Raw genomic sequence first — 19,793 nt, forward strand, 5'->3', positions numbered from 1 at the left:
GGTCGGGGGCATGGCCCCGACCACCCTTTCTCAAGCCGCTTGGCACCCCAGCAGGCCAGTAGCCCCTCATCCGCCAGATGCGCTGTGACAGGACAGCTGGCGTAGCGGAGCAGTTCAGCTGGCTGTGCGGCGCCGCAGCCGGTGACAACCGTGCTGCATCGCGCGCTGCTGGTGACAGATAGCGCGCGTTGTTGGTGACAACTACCGTGTTTCGCCCGGATGAAGCCGCAGTTCAGCGGATGCCGAAGGTGGCGACTATCGTCCTTCGGCACAAGGGGCCGCCGCGTTCAGATTGGCACCTGGAGCCGAGGCCTTCCCGCATGCGGACCGGCGCCCCATGGCCGAAACGACCGGCGTCATGAGAGCAGCATTCGCGTCTATACCACGGCCAGGAAGGTGCAGGCGAGCGCGAACACGCTCTGCACTACAGCGCTGACCGGCATCCTCAGGCGGGCGTGCACTAGAGCACCGGTCGCCGCCACTGTCGGAACGCGCCAGACGACGAGCCACGTCAGGACGGGGATGTCGCGGGAGTGCGCGGCTGCGGAGGAGTGCTGCGACTGCGCGCTGCCCATGCCGACCCTGACGAACACTATTGCGGCGACTGCGACGATGACCACGTCCGCGACCAGCAACAGCAGGGCGACCGCGATGTCGATCAGCCGGGAGGGGCGGTCGTTCGTTTGGGGAGACGCTGGGGCATCCTGGTCGTCCGCGGGCGGGGCCATGACCAGAATGCACCACGGAATGGCGTCTTCGGCACCGTACGAGACTGTAAGGCGGCCCGACTGTGACCAGCCGTCACCACGACCGACTTGGAGCCGACCCCCAGGGCACCGCGACTAGCCTGCCATTTGCCGACCCGTTAAGTGAAAGCCACTGTTGCCCCTCCGGACTCCGCAGGATCGCTGAGCGGCGGAGCCAGTGCGTTGGAGGCGCTCCGCGTGCCGACACACACCATGCGCCCCTGACGGGCCGTGTTCATTGCTCAGTCAGCGCCTGGAGCCAACCATCGCCGGGTGGCGGGACGAAGAAGTAGCCGCCTCCCGTGGTGAGGGTGTACTTGGCCATGGCCTCGCCCTGCAGTCTGTGCTGTACCGCCTCGAAGCCCTTCTCCAAATCACTCTGGAAGCACGAAAAGATCAACCCCTGGTCGTCGGGCCCTCGGTCATAGTTGTAGCTGCGCCGGACCAGCGGGGCAGGGGCACGGGGGTTGGGTGAGGCCCTGCGCACGTGTGCGTCGAGCGGGGTGATCTTGCCGTGAGGGTCGGTGGCGAAGACGGCCCGTTCCGTGTTGGGGGTGCCGTCCAGCCAGCGGCCGTTCCTGCGGCGGCCGATGATGCGCTCCTGCTCGGGGATGGTGTCCCGGTCCCAGAAGTCGGTGGCGAGCCGGATGATCCGGATCACCTGATAGCTGCCGCCAACGGCCCAGGACGGCTCGCCTTGACCTGCCTTGATGATCGCACGGTCGGTGACTGCAGCCTCTGTGGCTGGGTTTCCGTGGCCTTCGGTGAAGTGGAACGGATTGCGGGCCAGGCCTTGGCCGTCCTCGATGCGGTTCTCGGGACGGAAACCGTCCGTGCGCCACAGCGCCTGCTGGTGTGGCAGAGCGCGCAGCGCCCCCTCGGTGGCCTGCCGTACAGCGGCGGCTGAGGACCCCGTGATGTGGAGCAAGAGGTCGCCATGTGACTGGGCAGGGTCCAGTACGTCGCCTGCAAACGAGGGCATTCGTTTCAGGTACCGCGGCCTGACGGTGCGAGAAGACAAGGCGCCTTCGCCGAGCGCCAGCCAGGCGGCGATCTCGCCGCCATCGATCGCAGCGATGGCACGGTAGGCCGAGCGCAGCACGTCGGCGCGTCGCTCTCCGCCTGGGGCGAGAGCGAGGGAATGGATCTGTGTAAACGGCAGCGGTGCCGCGCCGCGCAGGTGAGCCGGTGCTTCGGCAGATGGAGAGGAGTTGCCGCGCGTGGCATCGGTGCTCATGGCGGCCAGCCCGACAGCCCCGGCGCCGGCGGCAAAGGAAGTACGCAGGACACTCCGCCTTGTTACGCGCACTGGGAGACCTCGCCTCGCGTGCAGACAACATTGTGGCCATGGCGTCGACAGGTCGGGTTGAGCGACGGTCTGCCAGCCGCCTCGACTTGTCGGGTCCCGCGAGAAATCACCGGTTTGCCTCTGCATCAATGGTGTCGAGGAGCCTGCTAGCAGCACCCGCAACGTCGGGGTCTATGGAGTCGGTCAGTCCTTCGATGATCTGTCGGTCGGTCAGCACGGCCTCGTGCGCGTCGATTTCCCACTGCACCTGGTGGGTGTAGTTGTCCGCGTACTTAGGAAGGGCATCTGCTGCGGAGTGACTCCACTCGTGGGAGGAGTAGATGTCCAGGAGGAGCTTGAGCACCTCGGGTTTGCAGGCCACGTGAGGAGCACCGGCTAGTTCCAGGAGGAATGGAACGGTCGGAGCGGTGGCCTCGGAGATGACGAAGCCCAGCTCGCACACCAGATCAGCCAGGCCCCCGGTATCGCGGCCCGACCAGGCTGCTTTGGAGAGCAGCGTGGGAATGTCTGTCGCGGATCCCCTGGGCACTTCGAGGTCACCCCATGGGACACGTTGAAGTCCCTTCAGGATGATTCCCAAGTCCGCTCACCCGCCCCTCTGCGTCTTTCGCTCGGTGCCTTATCGAGGATTTAGTGCAGTACGAGCCAGGAACTCCAAGAAGTCAGAATGCTGCACTTCGATTTCTGGCGAGTCGTGGTACGCAAAGTGCACCTCCTTCGCGCATCTTCCGTCCTTGATGGTGAATCCCCACCAGTCTCCTGTCCCGACGGGCGCGACAGCGATGAAATCTGATGGTGTGTATGCCTCTTGGTTTGTTTGCAGGAGGTCATCGATTCCTGGCTCCGGGGCAACGATGGGAAGGATTTCAACGAACCCGAAGGCGCCGCCCCCATAGTGCTGCATGAACCAGACGTACTCGTCTGGTAGTTGGGTCCCGAGGGTCGTGTTGGCCAACGCCACATCTTCGTCAGAAGCTACCCAGCCTTCAAAGATGTCGAGCCACCTCGGGTGCTCTGCGCGGACTTGAGTGACCAGGGGAGCGAAGCTGGCGGTATCCATGATCTGAGCCTTCACCTCACGGCCAGTTGTCGAACCACATGTCAGGTCCATATGTACCCCAGCCCTGCTCTTGCGACCGGTACCACCAGTGCAGTTGGGTGTCGGATCTGCGCATGTCGGCGGTGACTCCCTGGTTATGGCGGTTGCGGTGAAGGTCGCCGGTGAGGTGGAACCGCTCGGGGAGCTCATGGATAGGGGCCCCGGGCATCTGATCGGCGTGATGAATTTGGGGGCGCTCGCCGATGTGCCGTGGTTGGAGTCCGTGAGCTCCCCGGCCGATGTCGCCCCTTGTCCACGGTCCCTGGATGCGAACGGGTGGATCTGCGGGGCCGTACCCCGTTCCCGGCATGCCGTCGTAGCAGGGACGATGCGGGCGGACGTTGTGGGCCAGGGCATCGGCGCCTTGCTTGCCTACGTAGTAGGTGTGGAGGCCGTCGACGGTGAGGTTGTAGACCGTTGTCGTGGCGGTGTGGTGCTTGATGGCCGTGATTTGGACCCAGGTGCCGGCGCTGGTCTGCAGCCATTGCCCGGCTTCGAGGTCACCGGCTTCGGCCCATTGGCCGAGTTGGGGGACCCAGAAAGGGTGGCCGTCAGTGGAGGTGAGGCTGCTCGTCGCGCTGCCGGCGATGCCGTCGGTGTCGAGGGTGATGTCGACGAGGCGTTTATCGCCGCTGCCCTGAATCAGGGTGGTGACCTTGCGTGGTCCTGTCTCGCCCGTTTCGGGGTCGGTGGCGAAGACAGTGTCGCCGACCTTCACGTCCTTGATGGGTTTGCGGGCGCCGTCGGCCATCAGGACGGGGGTGTCGCCGGTAAAGCTGTTGGGAACCATGCAGCGGCCCAGCTTTGAGCCGAGGCCGGCGCCGAGCATGCCGCCGAGGCAGCCGAGGGCGGCGGATTGGCCGACTTGGCCCCAGTTGACTTTGCGGCCGGACAGGCGCTGGGTGAGCCAGTCGAGTCCGCCGTCGACGACGCCGCCGATGATGCAGCCGGCGATGAGGGGGTTGTTGCCGGAGGGGTCGGTGTAGGTGGTGGGTGAGGACAGGGCGTACTGGTAAAGGTTGGTGCCGCCGGCATGGCCGATGGGGTCTTGGGAGATGAAGCGGCCGGTCTGGGGGTCGTAGTAGCGGTTGCGGTAGTAGAGCAGGCCGGTGCCGTCGTCTTCGCGGCCGGTGAAGGTGTAGGGATTGGAGGTGGCGGTGCCGGTGGCGGTGGGGGTGCCGTTTGGGTCGTAGGCGTAGGTGGTGGCGATGGTGCCGTCGGTGTTGGCCAGGCCCACGACGGTGCCGAGCGCGTCGGTGAGGTAGACCTGCGTTTTGCCGCCTTCGGTGCGGGTGAGGAACTCGTCCACACCGGAGGTGGCCACGCTCGCTGTAGTGGTGCCGGAGGCGTTCTGTTCGACCAGCGGGTTGGTGCCGTCGGTCAGGTACCGGTTTGTGGCGGTGCCGGTCGTTTTGGAGATGCGGCCGCCGAGCGGGTCGTAGCCGAACGATGACGCGGTGCCCGCCTTGGCCAGGCCGGTGAGTTGGCCGCGGGCGTTCCAGGTGTAGGTGCGCAGGCCGTCGTTCTTGAGCTGGCCAACGTCGTCGTAGGTGAACGTGCGGCCGTTGTAAGTGGTGATGCGGTTGTCCTTGCCGAACTGGCTGCCGCTCTCGGCGGCAGGCAGGGCCACCTTTGTCAGTGAGCCAGTCAGGCCGGTCTGCAGGGTGCGGACGTCCCTGGTGTACGTCAAATCGCCGACGGTCTTGGTGCCTTGGGCGTAGGCGATGGACTTGATGACGCCGGTGGTGTCGTAGCCGGTGGTGCGGGTGATGCCTCCGGGCAAGGAGGCGGTCTTCTCCCGGCCCACGGCATCCAGGCCGAAGGTGACGTCCTGAGTGCCGGTCTTGACCGACTTGAGGATGCTGGACTTGTCGTAGCCGTAGGTGGTGCTGGTTCCGGCCGCGGTCATCAGTTTGCGGCGGTCGGCGTTGTCGTAGTCGTAGGTGACCTTGCCGGTGGGGCCAGTGGTGGTGGCCAGGCGGTCGTGGACGTCGTAAGTGAAGGCCTGGTTGCCGGCCTTGCTGTCGGTGATCTGCTTGAGCAGGTCACGGGTGTCGTAGTCGTAGGTGACGGTGGACTCAGCCTGGCCGAGAGAGTCGACACCGTACTTGGTGCTCTTGGGCCGGCCGAGCAGGTCGTACTCGGCGACGGCGGCCTTGCCGGACCTGCTGGTGGCCTTCTTCAAGAACCCGGCAGCGTCGTACTCGAACAGTGCCTGCGCGCCCAGTGGGTCGGTCGCCGTCTTAGGGCGGTCGGCCAGGTCGTAGTCCCACTTGGTCGTATTCAGACGGGCGTCGGTCAGGGTGGTGAGGTTGCCGTTCTCGTCGTAGCCCAGCGCGGTGGTGTGCCCCAGCGGGTCGGTGATCTCCCTGGGCTGGTTGAGCGCGTCGAACAGGACTGCGGTCTGTGAGCCCGCCGCGTCGGTGAGGGCGCTGATACGACCTGCTGCGTCCGTGAACTGCCGAGTGATGCGCCCCTCGGCGTCCTTCACCTGCGCCAGATCACCGTGTCGGTAGGTGTATTCGCTGGTGGCGGCGGCGTTGTCGGTGACCGTCTTGACCTGGCCGTCGCCCGTGAAGCTGACACCCGTCTTGCGGCCCTCGGGATCGGTGGCCGTTTCCAGATCACCGGCGGTGTTGTAGCCGAAGACGGTGGCGTTGCCCAACGGGTCGGCGGCTTGGGTCGGCTGGTCGTAGGGGCCGTCGAAGGTCGTCTTGCCCGTGGAGCGGGCATTGGCGGTGCCGGCCAGCTCAAGCGCCGAGGTGACGTACCCGTTGGCGTCGTAGGACAGTTCGGTGCGGCGGCCGAAGGGATCCACGACTGCGGCGATGCGGTGCTTGGTGCCGCGTTCGTAGACCGTCTTGCGGGCCAGTGTCGTGCCGTACGCCTGGGTGTCGTTGACGGCGAAGCCGCTGTTGTCGAACTCCACCCTGCGTACCGAGCCGCCCGGCTGGGTGACCTCCGTGGCCGTGATTTGGCCGGCCGGGGTCTTCGTGTAGGCGAAGGAGTATTCCTGTCCCTCGGTCAGTGTCTGCTTCTTGACCCGGCCGTCGGCGTGATAGCTGTTGGTCATGTAGACGATGCCGCGGGCGTCCTTGGCGGTCGCGATCCGGTTGGTCGCGCCGTCGTAGGTGAACGAACTCACCTTGCCTGCGGGGTCGGTGACCGTCTTGAGCCGGCCGGCCTCGTCGTAGGTGTAGGAGGTGCTGCGGCCGGTGTTGTCCTGCGCCTTGGTGATCCGCTGGGCGCTGTCGTAACTGAAGGAGATCCATCGTCCCCCGGGGGCGGTGACTGCAGTGATGTCGCCCTTGGAGCCGTTGGAGCGGGTGAATCGCAGCGTGTTGCCGTGGCGGTCGCGGATCTCCTGCAGGGGCCCGTACCAGGGGAAGACGTAGTCGGTGCCGTCGCGCAGGCGCAGGTGCCAGCTGCCCGACTCCTGGCTGATCTTGGCGCCGTTCAGCGCGGTGGGCGTGCCCTCGGGTTCGAAGACCGCGTCGGCATAGCCGCTGCCCGCCGAGGTCCGCACGAAGTGGACCTTCTTGCCGCCCGGCAGATACAAGTCCACCTCGGTGTAGAGGCGTTTGGAGTGCAGATACATGTTGTACGACAGGTCGCGGCCGATGCCGAAGGCGCGGGGGCGGGTGTCGCCCTGCCAGTAGGTGCGGGTGACTTCGGCCGAACCGAGCGGACCGGACACGCCCAGGTCGGTGCGGGAGTCGGTGAGCAGGCCGGTCTGCAGGTCGACGGGGTCGCCGGAGAGCCAGTCGAAGATGTCCGAGACGGCGGAGAGGTCGAAGGGGATGACGTCGGAGATGCTGAGCATGGCGCCGTGGAAGGCCCATACGCGCGTCTTGGCGTCGGGGACGACCTGCTTGCCGTCGCGGGTGACGGTGCCGTGCCCGTAGGTGTGCCAGCCCTTGCGCTCGGGGTCGTAGGCGAGGAAGTCGACGCGGGTGCCCGGGGCTTCGTGTGTGTAGTTCGGGTAGATGATCTGGGCGCCCTTGGGGAACAGGTATGTGCCGCCGGGCTGGACGGTGAAGTACACCGGCACGGCACTGTTCTCGGGCAGCGGGAACGGGGCCCGGTCGACAGGGATCGCGGTGATGCCCAGCTCGGTGACCGGCTTGCCGTGCTCGTCACGCACCACCGAGCCCTTGGGGATACGCACCTCAAGCCCCGGGATCTGCGGGGTGGTCAGGGTGACATCCGCCTTGGCCGGGGTGTCGAAGCTGACGGTGTGCTTTGTGTCCAGCGGCGTCATCCAGACGGGGAAGCCCAAGTCGGTGCTGCGGCCCGCCACCGGCCGGATCCGGATGTCGTAGCGTCCGTAGGTGCGCTTGCTGGTCTTGGCGCTCGCTCCGTCCACGACCAGAGTGGTGGCTTCGGCACTAATCCCGGACAGCAGGAAGCGCCCCCGGCCATCGGTCTTCGTGCTCTTCGCCCCGACCCGGACAGTGACCTTAGGCAGTGGCTTGCCGTTCAGTTTCAGCACGTGCCCGGTCACCGCCGTGCTGCCGGGCGGGGCACGCAGCGCGGCCGGGGCCTTCGGCCCGGCGCCCCGCCCCGTGAGCCAGTCACGGCCCTTGAGGTTGTTCGTGCCCGGACGCCAGGCATCGGGACCCTTCGGCACGATGCCGACAGCCTTCTTCGCCTTCGCCGCCTTGGCCTTCGCCTGCTGCTCGAGCCGGTCGCACTGATCCGCGCGCACCTCGAGCCAGTCCGGCACGGGCACGAGGAACTTGCGTGCCAGGCGATCGGCGCGACACGCAGTCTTCACCGAGACCCGTGGTACGTCGGCAGTGAACGCTCGGGTCTTCGCTGCCGCGGTCGCCGCTTTGAGGCTCAGGTTGAGCGAACCGGTGGACGCATTGGTGGGGTTGAGGCGCACCTTGTAGGTGCCGGCTTCCGCGAGGTCGGTCAGGGCGATCGACCCCGACGCGCCGGCGGAGATCAGACGGAAGCTGACCACCGCAGCGCCGGACGGGGCCAGCACGTCCGCCCACAGGCTGCTGGTGAAGGTGTTCGCCGCCACCTCCAGCGACAGGTCATCACCCGCCTGGGCGGTGAACGAGGCGTGGATGTTCTGCCCCGGCCGGGCCACCGTCGCCTTCACCGCCGCACCGCCACGCGCGAGCGCCCCGATGTCGGCCGGCTTGGACAGGGTCAGCGTCACCTTGCCGACGTCCAGCCTGCGGTCCGCCACACGCACCGTGTAGGTGCCAGCCGCCAGCGGCCCGCTGTCCCAGGCGTCGTTACGGCCGGGCGCTGCGGTGAAGCTGGAGACGAAGTTGCCGTCCGGCCCATTGATCGTGATGGTCGCGTACGACGGCATCGTCGCCCCCGTCGCGGCGAGACTGACAAACTCCCCGGCCTGGGCGGTGAAGGTGGCGATGCCGTCCTGCCCGGGACGGGTGATATTCAGCGTCGGCGACACTCCGGTCGCGCTGAGCGCCCCGCCCTGGACGTAGTGGGAGATGGCGACCTTGACCGTGCCGGTGCCGCCGCCATCGGGATCGCAGCGCAGCGTGTACTGACCGCTCTGCGGGAGCGAGTCGACGTCCAGGGAGTGGCTGTCTCCGTTGGGAACGGGCAGGTACTCGCCTTGCGTGCCGTCCGGTCGGTAGACGTAGCAGCGCAGGTAGCCGCCCACCGCCGTGGCGTCCACGCCGACGCTCAGCGATTCGCCCTTGGCCGCGGTGAAGGTCCAGTTGCCGTCCTGTCCGATCCGGGACAGAGCCGTGGACACCGTCGGCCCGTCGAAGGACACGGCCGCGTTGACCGGCTTGGACAGCATCACCGCCACCGAGCCGGTGTCGGTGGAGCGCGGGTCGATGACGAACTGGTAAGTACCCGACTCCGGCAGGCCGGTGACCTCCCAGTCGGCCGCCGTGCCACCGAAGCTGTTGGAGGCGACCGTCGCGCCCTGGGGCGAGACGAGACTGATCGAGGTCTGGGAGGTGAACGAGCCTCCCTGCAGACCGAACCCGACGGCATCGCCCCGCTCGGCGTCGAACAGGATCCGCGCCTTGTGCTCGGCCGTCACCACCGCCACCTGCGAGGGGTCCGCGTCGGTGAACGAGGCCCGCATCGTCGTGTCGTACAGGGCGCCCTCGCCATCGGCGGTGACGGTGAAGTCGCCCGGTGCCGCAGCCGAACCAGCGGGGGTGTCCACCTCCACCCGTCCTGTACGGGCGTGGGGCGGCACCTCGACGGTCAATGAGGAACCGGAAGCCTTTTTCACCTGGGCGACCAGGCCGTTGAACCGCACCACGTTGTCGGTGGCGGCGGAGGCGAATCCGCTGCCGGTCAGCGTGACGTCACTGCCCGGTGCGCCGGAGGCTGGCTCGACCTTGGAAACGTTCGGCCCGGACGGCCCGACGATGAACGCCTCCGCCGCGTCGGCGGACGCACCGCCCGTGCTCACGGTGACTTTTCCATTGACGGCCCCGGCGGGGACAGTGATGACGAGCCGGGTGGCGGAGGCGGAGGTGACGGCCGCCGTCTTGCCGCCGATGGTCACGGTGTTGCTGGCGGCGGTGGGGGAGAAGCCGGTGCCCGACAGGGTGACCTTCGCCCCGGGGGCCGCTCGGACAGGCACGACCGACAGCACCGACAGCGTGCTGGAGGCGTAGCGGTCGATGCCCAGCCGGTTGCCGACCTCGTCGTAGCGGTAACGCGCCGTCTGACCGCCTGGATCGGTGACACCGGCTAACCGGCCTGCAGCGTCATAGGCGTAGACAGCGTTGTTCGTCGTGGGCTCAGCAGCAGCGGCCTTCGGCTTTGCTGCTGAGGGCCCGGCTTGAGTCTGGTCTTGGCCCTGGGAGGGAGTCGCGTTCGCCGATGGCGTGGTCTTGGCAGGTGGGGGCTCCGGCGGCAGGGCCTCGGCCGACACCGTCCCCGCAGCCAGCGCCAGGACGAGCACACCGACCGTCGCTAACCGATGCCGACCACGTCTGATTGCACCTAAGAGCCCGACCTTCGACCGCATGCGCCCTCCCCAAGGCACTGCACAGGGCACCTGCGCCCCGTGAACCCCACCCACATCGCACGAGCCGTCACACCCTAACCACACTGCGTCATGTACGTGACAGAAGCGTGGCATGTGGCCGAGATTGGGCATCGGCACGTGTTGATGCAGGGAGACAAGTGAACGAACTTTCAGGGCTCCCAGCACCGCCCAGGCCAGCAAGGTGCACGGAAAGGGCAGCACATCGCCGCCTCGCCCACCCGTGATCATCCCTCTGCTAGGGCACAACCTTGGCGGATCAGCCCAGTGGGCGGCTTTATGAGGCGGCCGGATGTTGCTTCACTTCCAGTCCGAAGGGGGAGCGTCATCAACACTCTTTCAGGCGTGACGACGTGAGCCTCTGACACACATCCGAGTTGGAGCGCAACAGCCGCACGCCGGGCTCCTGGGGTCTGGGTCGTGTCGTCCGTCGGTGCGGTTGCCCACCGCACGGCGAGAATCTTCTGGAGGCGGTCTGGTCCTCGGCGGCTGCAACTTCGACCACGGCCCGGGCGCCCACCGGCGGGCCCGAGTTCCGGGGCGACACCGAGCTTGCCCAATTGGGCAAGAACGATCTAGATCGCTATGGGTGCGTACCGCAGAGCTCCAAGTCCTTCGGCGTGACCACTTTGTCCTTGACGAGGGAGCCCTTCAAGGAGAGGTAATCGGGCAGGTCTGGACGGGGAGCACTCGCTTCTAGGGTGCCGTTGGGGTTGCGCTTCCACCACTTTCCCCTGGCGTCGGTGAAGACGAGCCCTCTGACCTTGAGCCACGGGCCGTCCGAGTCGCCGCCGGGAGCGAGAGTGACCTTTTCGGCCGGGATGGAGAACTCGACACACGGTGGCACGATGCCGATGTTGACGTACCTGGGCTTGTCCTGTGCTGTCCTGCCATCGGTTTCGATGTAGGCGTGCACCGGGTCAAGTGAACGATTGGCGATGACTATGTTGGCGTACGCGGCCCACATCCCCACCCGCGACGCCTGAGCCGCTTCCTCGATCTCCTGCTGGTCTCGGGACTGTGCAAGCTGGTCGTCAGCTACCTGCGCGGCCTTGTATGTGCCCCATGCCGATATCGCCAGACTGACGGCAGCCACCAGCGCGGCGAGGACGGCTGTGTGTTTCGCCAGGTCCGAAGTCCCATACCAGCGCCGCATGCGAGTGAGGGCGGGTGCCCGATCCGGAGTTGCTGGGTCTTGCTCTGGGGTTGAGTGACCTGGCGGTTCGGGAACCGGAGCGGACACGTGCCCTCGCAATCGTGGAAGTTTCGCACGAGGACGCATGCGGCGTGCGTCTGGTTGCAGTCCAGGAGCGTGGTGGGAGACCCATGTGGCTACGCCCGTCATCTCCTCCGCCTGGTGACCAGATACGGATTCGCCACCACGGCTCTCCCGTGGTGCGCCAAGCCGTTCGTTCCGGGAAGGCGACGGGAACCAGAACTCGCGGACAGCGACGAGCTCCGCACGAAAAGGCTGGCCGGCACTTTCCGACGCCAAGCACTCCGAAGACGTCGAGGAGTACTCGCCCGAGGACCCCAACCACCGTGGCTTCGGCCGCACCCGCGGATGATGCCGCCACACCGGCAGCGGACGACGCCGCCAAGGGCACAACGAACACCCTCTCCGGCACGCGCTACTACACCGCCTGGTCCGCGCTGCCGGGGAGTGGTGCTGTGCTCATCATCGGGGCCTTGGGCTCTAGGTGCGGACTGGTCAGAGGCTTTTGTCGGTGAGGGTTCCTCGCTGTAGGAGCTCCTCGGCGGTGCAGCCACGTCGTTGTGCCATCGCTTGGAAGGCTTCCCGCTCTCGCTGCCAGGACAAGGCCCGGTCGGCTGCCGTTCGACGGATGTACTCATCAGCGGACAGGCCCAGAGCGGCGGAGTGGGCGTCGATCGCTGCTTGCTCCGCGGCCGTGAATGTCATCGTGGTGGCCTCCTTTGGCCGATGGGCCTGTTGCTCGACGGGGAGCCGGGCTTAACCCCGCACAGGCCATGACGCTACCTGTTGTGCGGGCTTCAGCGGCTCGATCGCCTCACCCAGAGCCAGTCGACCGAGCCAGCCGCCGGATTCGCCGGCTGCACGTGGAACCCGGCGACTTCACCCACCAGGCCTACCGGGCAGCCGGGGCTGCTGATGAAGAACCGTCCTTGTCGAGCAGTCCCCTCTGGCGAACGAACGTGATGCCCAAGCCGCGGAAGGCGCCTGAGTTCTGCTCCGCGGCGAGCCCGGATGCTCATTGACTACCCCTCAGCCCACACCCTAGAATGCATGCCGAATCAGATATCAGAGTTCGCATTTAGGGGAGTGGGTGATGGGCATGCTGCTGACGACCGGGCAGGCAGCCGACGAACTCGGCTGCGCCGTCACGACCTTCCGCCGCCTCGTGCACGCCCGTCTGCTCCCCGGTCTCTCCCACCGTGGCGTGCGCGTCATGACCCCCCTCCACGTGGTGCAGGCCCTCAGCGCACGCCCCAACGCCCCCCTGCAGCAGCTGGACAGACCAGAGATCGCTGTCCTGCGCGTGGACGCCGCCCAGCCCGCCGAGGACACTGACCGTGACTGGATCGGCTTCGCCGCCGACCTCACGCCCGACGATCTACTGAAGGCACTGCGCGGCTGGTGGCGCTGCGACGCGGCAAGCGCCGCGGCCGGGGGAGTACTGCCCGTCACTCTGTCCGGCTACGTCGTAGCGGTACTGACAGGGCTCGAGCGCTGGGAGAAGAACTCCGAGGGCCGCCACGCCTTCCCCGACGCCCGCCTGACCGGCTACGTCACCGACCTGGCCACCCCCCACACCTCGATCACCTCAAGCCTCGAAAGCGACCGCCAGCTCGCCCAACTGCTGCTGGGCACCCGGCTCGCCTCCCACTCAGGCGGGGCCATCGCCTACGTCACCACCCACACCGCCGCCGACTGACCCCGGTCCGGACAAGGAACACCCGATGGACGCACAGAGCTACAGCACCGCGCTTGCCGATCTGCGCACCGTGCGGGACCAGATCAAAAAAACCCGGGCCGCGCTGACGAAGCTGGAAGCGGACCGCGACAAGCGGATCGCCCACCTGGCCTCCTACGACAAGGCGAAGGCCGAGCGCATCGCGCCCGCGGCCGGGCTGGGCGTGGCCGACATCGTCGCCCTCGTCCCCGCCCTGGCCCCCGACAGCCTTGCCGCAGACAACGACCCACAGCCCCAGGCACACAAGCCGTCCACCGGCCAGGACACCGCCGAAACCACACCGCACCCGCCGCAGCAGGCAGCCGCCGCTCCGGCCATGACCTCCGCTTCTGCCCACTCCGCCCCGCCCACTGCCCCGGCCGACACCACCGCACCGAAGCAGCAGCACGAGGCCGAGACGCCGCGGGAGCTGCCCTCCGTCCCCGCCGACGGCAGCGGCGACGCATGGTTCGCCCACACCCCCAACCTCGCCTCCACCCGGCCCAACTTCACCCAGCAAGCCCGCTCCACCGTCTTCCTGGACACCACCACCGGCGTCCTGGTCCACCGCCACCAGACCCACACCCTCGACCTCGCCAGCCGGTCGGCCGCCGACATCCTCACCGCCGTCTTCCACACCGTCCCCGAAGGCGTGGAACGGATCTACATCACCGCAGGCGACCCCTGGCACCGAGACACAGACCACTACCCCTACCTGCGCGACGCCGTCGCCGCCTGGCTCAACGCCCCCACCCCCGGCTGGCGCACCGACACCGGCCGCGGCCGCGACCGGATGGCCGGGCACTTCGTCCACGCCCGCAACCCCGTCGGCCGCTACCAGCGCACCAGCGGCGAGCAGCACGTGGAGATCCGCTCGGTGGGGGAGTGGTTCGACATCGACGGCGACGACCCCGCCACCGTCCGCGACGCGTTCGTGCTCCTGTGGCAGGCCCTGCGCCGCCACTGGCCCGATGCCGTCGTCATGGGATCCCCCTCCCAGACCGGCCGCGACCTGTGGACCCGCACCATCCCCACCCGCGGCCAGCACTCCGACGGCTTCCCCGTGCTGTCCGAAGAACTGCGCGGCCTGCTGCACGCCACCGCCGGACAAGGCCGCAACGAACTCATCACCCCGCCCCGCCTGCCCGACCAGCTGCCCCAGCTCGTGGAATACGACCGCACCTTCGCCTACGCCAAGCACACCTGGAAATCCCCCGTCGGCACCCCCCGCCGCATCACCGCCACCACGTTCGCCGCCTGGTCGCACAAAGAGCAGATGCGCGCCATGTACGGGTGCGGACACTGGCAGGTGCGCGTGACGGTCCCCGACACCTGGAACCACGTCGGCCTCCTCCCGGCCCCCGCCCCCGCAGACCGCGCCTGGCACTACCCGGCCGAACCCGCAACCACCTTCACCACCTGGGCAGGCGGCCCCGAAATCCACACCGCCCTGACCAACCCCATCCAGCCGTGGAAGATCGAAATCCTCGACGGCATCCTCTGGGAGGACGGCAAACCCCTCGACGACTGGGCCAAAAAACTCAAAGAGACCTGGACCAACCTCTCCGCCCAGGCCCACTTCCAGGGCGACACCCAGCAGGCCCGCGCCGCCCACCTCGCCTCCCGCGCCGTGCGCTCCATCCTGCTCTACGGCATCGGCGCCTTCGCCCAGCGCCCCCGCATGGTCACCGGCACCACCCCCCGCACCATGGAGCGCGACGTCCCCCCGGACGCCGAAATCATCGGCTTCGACGACGAGCTGATCACCTGGCAGAAGCCCACCGGCTTCGCCCGCGACCCCAACGCCCACCCCGAATGGGCCGCCGCGATCTGGTCCGGCGCCCGAGCCGCCCTGCTCACCCAACGCCACCGCGACGACAACACCTACGCCGGCGCCCTGCACACCCCGCCCGGCACCGTGGTCGCCTTCCGCACCGACGCCCTCTACCTCACCCAGCCACAGACCTGGCCTCACCACCACCAGCCCGGCGACTACCTCCTGCGCGGCCACCTCACCGGCCCCGTCACCGCCCCCACCACCGAAGAAAAACTCCTCACGCTGCGGGACGCCGGACGGGCCGCCCTCACCGCTGAGCAGGAGGCCTGATGCCGCGCCCCACCCGCCACAACCCACCCGGCCACCAGAGCGAGTTGAACGAAGCCGCCCGCCTCGCCGACCGACTCCAACAGGCCGGCTACACCAAACGCGACATCGCCCGCATCATCGACCGCGACCCCTCCCTGGTCTCGCAGTTCTACACCAGAAACAAAGGAGCGGCCTTCGTCCCCGCCCTCCGCCAGGTCCTGGCCGCCGTCGAAACCGGCGGCATCACCGACCTGCCCGAACTCACCACCATCGCCGCCCGCCACACTCGCCGGCGCACCACCGCCTCCGGCTCCCGCGCCCGCGTACGCACCAAAGCCGTCCTGATCACCCCCACCGGCACCGGCACCGGCCGCGCCGGCGCCCAGGCCATCGCCTCCGGCTCCGCCCGCCTGCGCCCCCTGATCGCCGAAGCCGCCCGCCAGAACCTGCGCCTGGCCTTCACCGTGCGCCTCGCCAGAACCGGCTACATGCACCCCTCCGGCAGCCGCACCGACTCACCCGGCATCCGCCGCGACGTCATCCAGCGCACCGACCACACCGAGGAACGCTCCTACGGCTCCGCCCAGACCGGCGGCTTCGACGCAGCCGACTTCGCCCGCCGCGTGGACGCCACAGGCGGCGACGTCACCGCCGCCATCCAACAATGGCTGGCCGAGACCGGACGCATCCGCCCAGACGCTCACATCATCCACCTCGAGGTCCGCACCTGGCGCCCCCGCTGACCGGCTCGCCGCAGGTTCCCCCCACCGGCGCCAGCAGGAGCCCGGCTACTGCCCCTACAACGGCGGCGACGATGGTGGGCCACGGGTTGGGGAGCATGGTGAGGAGCTTGGTGGGTCTTATCCCGACACCACCCCGATCGACACGAGTGACACAGCCAGCTGCGATGAGTTCGCCTACGCCGCCTCCTCAGGTGAGCGACCCAGTTCGAGATGGGTTCGACACCGGAGGCTGCAGATCAAGCTGAGCAGCCTTGTCGCCCTCACGGGGACGGGCACTTCGAGCGCCGCGACGCGCAGAAAGTGACACCAAGGACTCCGCCCGCACCACCGCCGAGCACCAGGCCCATCGCCATGTTGTCGAAAACAGCCAGTCCGAGTACGAGCCCAGCTGGAATGCCGATCAGCATGCCTACAACAAGCCCTGTGCTAATACTCCAGCCGTAGATCGTGATCTTCGTTGATCTGCCGCATCGATTTGAGCATTCTCATCGAAGGTTGGGCAGAGCCATCTAATTTTGGGCGATCGACTCTTCGGCGCCCATGAAGTGGGCTGCGCGGTACGCAGGTTCGTTGCGGCCCCGAGCCGCGAAACTTTGCCCTCATCATCTCGGAGGTTGAACCTTGCTCCGCCGCGGGACGGACACAAGGTCAACCTCCGAGGTGATCCGTGTCGTGATGCGTCCCGGCAGGCTGGGTGCATGACAACGACAAGGCACTCCCACCCGGCCTCCGCAGCGACGGGCCTTGCACACCACAGCGTGCCCGCCTGGGCAGAGCGCGTCGCACATGCCATCCCGCTGGTCGTACTGCCCGTCGGCATCTGGCGATTACCGATCGGCTTTGGGTACGGCATGGGCGGAGAGCTCATGTCCCCTGCCTGGTACAACGCCCCTTACGTCATCGGGCTGACGATCCTCACCGAGATCCTCGCGCTGCTCAGCTTCGGATTGGTCCGCCGCTGGGGCGAGGTCGTTCCGCACTGGGTGCCGAGGCTGGGCGGGCGACGCATCCCGCCGGCCGCCGCGATCGTCCCCGCAACCTTAGGCGGCCTCTTCTTCACCGCGCTCTGCATCCACTGGCTGCACGAGGCCGCTACCGTCGGCACGGCGGCCTGGCCGTACGACGAGGGCTGGGATGTCCTCGCGATGGCGATGAGCGGGCTGATGAACCTGTGGGGTCCACTGCTTCTGGTTCTCACGTATGCGTACTACCGACGCCGCCGGACCTGATCCCAGTCTTCGGTGAGAAAGCTCGGCCTTCGCAGAGAGAGATCATTCATGTCTGATGTGCAGCTTGCCGACGGTAGTGGCTGGCCTGGGCTCGGGCCTGGTGGCGGCGTCTCCAGTCGGACCAGCTCAGTGAGTGGGAGAGGTCGGTCAGCGGCCGGACGGTGATGGCGAGGAACAGGTGCTGGATCTCATTGCAGGTCAGCGGGGCCAGGTCGTCCGGTCCGGTGCAGCGCCTGCGTTCGTCTGCACGGACGACGGCGAGGAAGGCATGAGCGAGCATGGCGAGGGTGACCCAGCGGCTCCAGGACGGGTAGCGGCGGACCTGGTGTTCAGCGAGTCCGGCCAGGCCCTTCTCGGTCTGGAAGGTCTCCTCCACCCGCCACCTGGATCCGGCAGTCCTGACCAGGGTGCGCAACGGGACCGGCACGGTGGAATGGCAGCGGTAGTAGGCGAGTTCGCCGGTGGTTCGGTTGCGTCGGATCAACAGTTGACGGTGGCCTGGTGCCGGGTCGGTGAGGTCGATGACGGCCCAGTCGTAGTAGCGGTGCCCCTTCCCGCCGCGTCCGGCGGACAGTTTCTGCCAGGCCCGCTTGGGGAGCTTCCTGGCCAGCGCGTCGACGCGGAACTTTCCTGCGCCGGTGGTCACTTCGGTCGAGCAGGCCACCGCGAGGACATAGCCCAGGCCGCGTTTCTCCAGGGCCGCACGTAGTTTCGGGTTGCCGCCGTAGACCTCGTCGCCGGTCACCCAGCCGAAGCGGTGCCCGGCGTCCAGGAACCGCTCGATCATCGTGCGGGCCAGCTCCGGCTTGGTCGCGAAGGCGGTATCCTCGCCCAGCCCCGCCGCCCGGCAGCGATCCGGGTCCGAGGTCCACGAGCGAGGGACGTACAACTCCCGGTCCACCGCCGCGTGCCCGCGCTCGCCTGCATAGACGAGATACACGGCGACCTGGGAGTTCTCGACCCGGCCGGCGGTGCCGGTGTACTGACGCTGGACCCCGACGGTCCGGGTGCCCTTCTTCATGTCGCCAGTCTCGTCCACGACCAGTACCGCCGCCTCGTCGTGGAGATGCTCGACGACATACTCGCGCACATCGTCACGCACCGCATCGGCGTCCCAGGACGCCCGGCACAGCAGGTGCTGCATGCCGTGCGGGGTCTCGCCGACCACAAGGAGCGCGATCGACAGCGCCGGGTGTGGCGCGACGCTGCTGAGGCGGCCCAAGCTGCCGTGACCCAGTACGCGACGTCAAAGGGCCTCAACCGGTACGAGGTGGAAAAGCGGCTGCGCCAAGTCGTCCGGCATCCAGAGATGCAGCAGGGTCCTTCGCAGTAGCCACACAACCGCTACTCGCCCTGAGCGAGCCCGGACTGTCCTGCAGCCAGGGCGATGCCCTGGGTGGTCAGCGCGCAGGTGATGTCGAACTTCGCCCGGAGCCGGTTCAGGGGATTCATCTGGGGGTGAGCATCGATCGCGGCGAACACGGCGTCCAGTTGAAAGTCGCGTTGAAGCTTGCGGAAGAGATCGGTGCTGCGGACGCGTTGGCGGAGTCGGGCTCGTCGGAACGGTGGAGTGGGTGTGTCGGGATCGCGGTGGGCGAGCGCTCGGCGTTGAGCGGCCAATTCCGGCACCGGATTCATGAGTGGGCCGCGGTTGTGGTGCCGGTGGAAGGCATAGAAGCTGCTGACGACGGTGAGGTTGTGGTTGATCGTCGCGGGTGACTAGCCGGCCCTAAGGTAGGGCTTGCCGGTCCGGGTGTTCACTGCCCCGGGCGGTGGGGCATCCGGTCTCTTTCGCCGACGTTGCGGGTTCTCCGTCACCCGGAGCCAACCCACCAGCGCGGATGCCTCGGCCTGGGTAGCGCGGTCCCAAGGAACGTTGAGGAACCACAGCAGCCGATACCAGCGCAGCATGTCGTACGCATAACTGCGGCCGGTGAGAGGTCGGTTGTCGTCGAGCGCGAGCTCTCGCAGGTACGGGATATCGGGCTCAACGACATCACCAGACGCGTCGATGACGGCGCATCCGGGGTATCTGGTCTCCAGCTCGACGACGGAGCCGACACGGGGGACAGTTGCTCGCCCCTCGATCAGGTCGCGGTAGGGGTCCTGCATACCTCTCCTTGAGGCTCGGGATCGCCCTGTCCAACGAGCCAGAGAAGGTGCAGTTGACACACCACTGCCTCGAACCGCCGCGGTACGTGGACGACCCGGTCTTCACCACCAGCCCCTCGATGCCATGCGGCCGGAGAGACTCATACGACCAATCCGCGGACATCTCCGTGCTCGGGGTGGCCTCAGGCAGTCGAACACCGCGTAGTGAGCCGGGTGGGCTTCCGCGAGGAGGCGGGCTCGGGCCGGGGTGGAGTTCGCCCGCGACTGTGCCGCGCTGGAAATCGACACGGTCGGCGACGTACACGATCCCCTCGCCGTCCAGGACCGTACCGGCGGAGGGCACCGGGCGCTGGTACCAGCCGCCGACCCCGTGGGCGCCCCCGCCCGAGTGTGTGACGTCGCGGCCGGACCGCGCCTGCAGGCGGACGGTCTCGGTGGTTCTCCACATCACCAGCCGGTGCCCGTCGAACTTCGGTTATGCGCTGTTGAGCTGTCCACGGGCTATCGTCCACCGTCATGTCGATCACGAG

General features: G+C 67.6%; 14 protein-coding genes. 5 read left to right on the forward strand and 9 right to left on the reverse strand.

Going from position 1 to position 19,793, the window contains the following annotated elements:
• Nucleotides 1–377 precede the first annotated feature (377 nt).
• From ACFTZL_RS11915 to ACFTZL_RS11945, 7 genes are all read right to left on the reverse strand, one after another.
• On the reverse strand, nucleotides 378–728 hold the full coding sequence (locus ACFTZL_RS11915) for a hypothetical protein (RefSeq protein WP_382580636.1): 351 nt from the start codon (nucleotides 726–728) through the stop codon (nucleotides 378–380).
• A gap of 253 nt (nucleotides 729–981) precedes the next feature.
• Nucleotides 982–1,983 (reverse strand): Dyp-type peroxidase, encoded by a 1,002-nt coding sequence (locus ACFTZL_RS11920; RefSeq protein WP_382580638.1) that lies wholly within the window; start codon nucleotides 1,981–1,983, stop codon nucleotides 982–984.
• Nucleotides 1,984–2,161: 178 nt separating this feature from the next.
• Nucleotides 2,162–2,635 carry a hypothetical protein gene (locus ACFTZL_RS11925; RefSeq protein ID WP_382580640.1) on the reverse strand — a complete coding sequence of 158 codons (474 nt, stop codon included), beginning with the start codon at nucleotides 2,633–2,635 and terminating at the stop codon, nucleotides 2,162–2,164.
• Nucleotides 2,636–2,674: 39 nt separating this feature from the next.
• On the reverse strand, nucleotides 2,675–3,115 hold the full coding sequence (locus ACFTZL_RS11930) for an SMI1/KNR4 family protein (RefSeq protein ID WP_382580642.1): 441 nt from the start codon (nucleotides 3,113–3,115) through the stop codon (nucleotides 2,675–2,677).
• 16 nt (nucleotides 3,116–3,131) lie between these two features.
• Nucleotides 3,132–10,076 carry an RHS repeat-associated core domain-containing protein gene (locus ACFTZL_RS11935; RefSeq protein WP_382580644.1) on the reverse strand — a complete coding sequence of 2,315 codons (6,945 nt, stop codon included), beginning with the start codon at nucleotides 10,074–10,076 and terminating at the stop codon, nucleotides 3,132–3,134.
• Nucleotides 10,077–10,743: 667 nt separating this feature from the next.
• Nucleotides 10,744–11,316, reverse strand: a complete 573-nt coding sequence (locus ACFTZL_RS11940) for a hypothetical protein (protein WP_382580646.1) — start codon at nucleotides 11,314–11,316, stop codon at nucleotides 10,744–10,746.
• Nucleotides 11,317–11,871: 555 nt separating this feature from the next.
• Nucleotides 11,872–12,081, reverse strand: coding sequence for a hypothetical protein (locus ACFTZL_RS11945; RefSeq protein WP_382580648.1), 210 nt, complete (start codon nucleotides 12,079–12,081; stop codon nucleotides 11,872–11,874).
• Nucleotides 12,082–12,469: 388 nt separating this feature from the next.
• Here ACFTZL_RS11945 and ACFTZL_RS11950 point away from each other — a divergent pair, with 388 nt between their 5' ends.
• The 4 genes from ACFTZL_RS11950 (at nucleotide 12,470) to ACFTZL_RS11965 (ending at nucleotide 17,151) form a co-directional block, all read left to right on the forward strand.
• Nucleotides 12,470–13,075: a DNA-binding protein gene (locus ACFTZL_RS11950; protein WP_382580650.1), complete on the forward strand. Its 606-nt coding sequence runs from the start codon at nucleotides 12,470–12,472 to the stop codon at nucleotides 13,073–13,075.
• A 25-nt stretch (nucleotides 13,076–13,100) separates the two neighbouring features.
• Entirely contained in the window at nucleotides 13,101–15,200 is a 2,100-nt protein-coding gene (locus ACFTZL_RS11955) for a hypothetical protein (RefSeq protein ID WP_382580652.1), read from the forward strand.
• Nucleotides 15,200–15,922, forward strand: coding sequence for a helix-turn-helix domain containing protein (locus ACFTZL_RS11960; protein ID WP_382580653.1), 723 nt, complete (start codon nucleotides 15,200–15,202; stop codon nucleotides 15,920–15,922). The genes ACFTZL_RS11955 and ACFTZL_RS11960 overlap by 1 nt, the downstream gene beginning before the upstream one ends.
• 698 nt (nucleotides 15,923–16,620) lie before the next feature.
• Nucleotides 16,621–17,151, forward strand: coding sequence for a hypothetical protein (locus ACFTZL_RS11965; RefSeq protein WP_382580655.1), 531 nt, complete (start codon nucleotides 16,621–16,623; stop codon nucleotides 17,149–17,151).
• A gap of 46 nt (nucleotides 17,152–17,197) precedes the next feature.
• On the opposite strand, the gene ACFTZL_RS11970 is transcribed toward ACFTZL_RS11965, so the two are convergent.
• The gene (locus ACFTZL_RS11970) at nucleotides 17,198–18,388 is read right to left on the reverse strand and encodes an IS701 family transposase (RefSeq protein ID WP_382580670.1); all 1,191 of its coding nucleotides are present in this window, start codon (nucleotides 18,386–18,388) and stop codon (nucleotides 17,198–17,200) included.
• A gap of 221 nt (nucleotides 18,389–18,609) precedes the next feature.
• On the opposite strand from ACFTZL_RS11970, the gene ACFTZL_RS11975 reads away from it, so the two are divergent.
• Nucleotides 18,610–18,870, forward strand: a complete 261-nt coding sequence (locus tag ACFTZL_RS11975) for a hypothetical protein (protein ID WP_382580657.1) — start codon at nucleotides 18,610–18,612, stop codon at nucleotides 18,868–18,870.
• Here ACFTZL_RS11975 and ACFTZL_RS11980 read toward each other — a convergent pair whose 3' ends face one another.
• The gene (locus ACFTZL_RS11980) at nucleotides 18,871–19,263 is read right to left on the reverse strand and encodes a hypothetical protein (protein WP_382580659.1); all 393 of its coding nucleotides are present in this window, start codon (nucleotides 19,261–19,263) and stop codon (nucleotides 18,871–18,873) included. It lies immediately after the preceding gene.
• Between the last annotated feature and the right edge of the window lie 530 nt (nucleotides 19,264–19,793).

The organism is Streptomyces sp. NPDC056948, assembly GCF_042674225.1.
Lineage (GTDB): Bacteria > Actinomycetota > Actinomycetes > Streptomycetales > Streptomycetaceae > Streptomyces > Streptomyces purpurascens.

Bases quoted from the DNA above. Each gene is read 5' to 3' on its own strand.
- ACFTZL_RS11915 (WP_382580636.1), bottom strand. From the start codon at position 728: ATGGCCCCGCCCGCGGACGACCAGGATGCCCCAGCGTCTCCCCAAACG.
- ACFTZL_RS11920 (WP_382580638.1), bottom strand. From the start codon at position 1,983: ATGAGCACCGATGCCACGCGCGGCAACTCCTCTCCATCTGCCGAAGCA.
- ACFTZL_RS11930 (WP_382580642.1), bottom strand. From the start codon at position 3,115: ATGGATACCGCCAGCTTCGCTCCCCTGGTCACTCAAGTCCGCGCAGAG.
- ACFTZL_RS11940 (WP_382580646.1), bottom strand. From the start codon at position 11,316: ATGCGGCGCTGGTATGGGACTTCGGACCTGGCGAAACACACAGCCGTC.
- ACFTZL_RS11945 (WP_382580648.1), bottom strand. From the start codon at position 12,081: ATGACATTCACGGCCGCGGAGCAAGCAGCGATCGACGCCCACTCCGCC.
- ACFTZL_RS11950 (WP_382580650.1), top strand. From the start codon at position 12,470: ATGGGCATGCTGCTGACGACCGGGCAGGCAGCCGACGAACTCGGCTGC.
- ACFTZL_RS11955 (WP_382580652.1), top strand. From the start codon at position 13,101: ATGGACGCACAGAGCTACAGCACCGCGCTTGCCGATCTGCGCACCGTG.
- ACFTZL_RS11960 (WP_382580653.1), top strand. From the start codon at position 15,200: ATGCCGCGCCCCACCCGCCACAACCCACCCGGCCACCAGAGCGAGTTG.
- ACFTZL_RS11965 (WP_382580655.1), top strand. From the start codon at position 16,621: ATGACAACGACAAGGCACTCCCACCCGGCCTCCGCAGCGACGGGCCTT.
- ACFTZL_RS11980 (WP_382580659.1), bottom strand. From the start codon at position 19,263: ATGCAGGACCCCTACCGCGACCTGATCGAGGGGCGAGCAACTGTCCCC.